The following is a 1,901-nucleotide window of genomic DNA, read 5'->3' as shown; positions in this document are numbered from 1 at the left end:
ACATAAGCAGGTCGGAATCTCTTCCCCCCGCTCGCTGCGGCACTCGACATAATCTACACACCCCACACACAGACCACAAACCCGCAGGTCAGACTCATGTTCCAATGATGTCGCCGCGCGCCACCCCGAGGCGACGATGGCGCTTCCCCAGAGCGTCCGGAACTGTTCCTTGATGCCGGCGACCCTCGGACCGCCGGAAGCACGACTGGCGCGTCGTTGCCAGCAGCAACGCATTGCCGACGACAGTGCGCGCTCTTTTAATCGTCGACGATGAGGCGTGCTGCTGATTACGCGGAGTGGTCGATCCCGCGGTCATCGAGGATCTGCTTGAGCCTCGTCGGGTAGTCCGTGATGATGCCGTCGGTGCCAGCGTCGATCCACTCGGTCATGTCCGCAGCCTCGTTAATGGTCCAGGGAACAACGCGGAAGCCGGCCTCTTGCGCCTCCTCGATCCAGCTGGCGAGGTCTCCGCCGTACCATGGGTTCGTCGTGTCGAAGTTGGGGCTGAGCACCTCTACACCAAGCTCCTGAGCCGCTGAGATCGGGTCACCCGCATGGTCGGCGTAGTTGACCGGCCCCAGGTGTGCGGAGCCGTCCTTCCACGTGTTTGTGTCCCATAGCGCGATCAACGGGACCTGCGGGGCACGCTCGCGCACCAGCGGCAGTGAGGACCAGTCGAAGGACTGGATCGCAATGCGGTCAGTGGTGCCGGCAGCTTCAGCGGAATCGAGGATCGCGTCGACGTACTCCCGGGGCTCGGCGGAACGCTCCGGGTCCTCGGCCTCGATCTTGGTCTCGATGTTGAAATGGACTTCAGGGTCCACGGCCGCGATCTCGAACAGCTCGTCGAGGTCGATGATCTTGTTACCCGGTACTCGTTCGGCGTCGGGGTAGTCAGGAAGGGGCAGATCACAGTTAACGGTCTGGATCTGTTCCCACGTCAGGTCGTGGACGTCCTTGCCTACGTACGGGAACAGTGGGTCGTCCTCGGTAGACGGGGCAGTATCGGTGCACTTGTCGTCCTGGAGGGAGGCATCGTGCCAGACCGCGGGGACGCCGTCGCCAGTCATGTGGATGTCGAACTCCAGGGTCGTCACACCGAGTTCGACAGACTTCTCGAAGGCGGTGCGGGACTCTTCGGTGTACTCGCCACGTCCACCCCGGTGCGACTGCAGGTCGAAGTTCGTCGGCAGGTTATCGACTGGGTCCACTGCACCCGGGGCGGAGCTGCCGGGCAATCCCGGGAGACTGCTGCCGGGGATGCTACCACCTAGGGCATCGGACGATCCCTGCGGAAGTGAGCCCGGATCCGCACTTGCGGTTGCGGTGAACATGCCGGCGGCAAGGGAGATTCCCAAGGCAGTAGCCGAGATACGCCGAACAGCAGAGGAGGCGATGGAGAGCTTGGTAGAGAACATGTGGTGAGGGACTCCTTGACGAACGTCAGTGAACAGTAGAGATCGTGTCAGAACCTCACCGTAAGTCCCGGAGCCCACCGCCGCAGGGCAAGCAGAGCACTTTCAAGAGGAGTTCACCCACGGGACACTGACTCTTCGCCGAATGGTCTCTGATATGTCCACTGCAGCTAGCGAAAACCACCCACTGGGGTAATGTCCGCGGCACCAACCCAAAGGTCCCCACCCCGGGGTGAACGCCCTCCGGTGCACACCCTGCCGGTGCACACCAACGAACAACCACACTCGATCGAGAATCCGGTGAACAAGGGGTTCGCGGGATTCTCGATCGAAGGTGGTTGCCCCCGACCCCGGACAAACACTCCCGAAGCATCGACACCCCACGGCGATGACCCGTGCTCCCCCACCACATGCCCCACAAAACCGACACCCCCCCCAGAAACGACTGAAGGCCCCGGCCGCCGACGATCCACACAGGATCATCAA

The 1,901-nt window shown here is 62.5% G+C and carries 1 protein-coding gene; it reads right to left on the bottom strand.

The genetic code is table 11. From position 1 onward, the window contains the following. Positions 1–287 precede the first annotated feature (287 nt). Complete coding sequence (locus ACTXPP_RS14030; protein WP_301525505.1) at positions 288–1,418, bottom strand: glycerophosphodiester phosphodiesterase family protein; 1,131 nt, start codon at positions 1,416–1,418, stop codon at positions 288–290. Between the last annotated feature and the right edge of the window lie 483 nt (positions 1,419–1,901).

The organism is Candidatus Corynebacterium faecigallinarum, assembly GCF_052264515.1.
Classification (GTDB): domain Bacteria; phylum Actinomycetota; class Actinomycetes; order Mycobacteriales; family Mycobacteriaceae; genus Corynebacterium; species Corynebacterium faecigallinarum.
Note: the sequence above shows the minus strand (reverse complement) of the source record. Positions and strands in the feature narration are given on the sequence as shown.

What these genes read in the sequence shown, in the direction of transcription:
- ACTXPP_RS14030 (WP_301525505.1), bottom strand. Translation starts at nt 1,418, where the DNA reads ATGTTCTCTACCAAGCTCTCCATCGCCTCCTCTGCTGTTCGGCGTATC.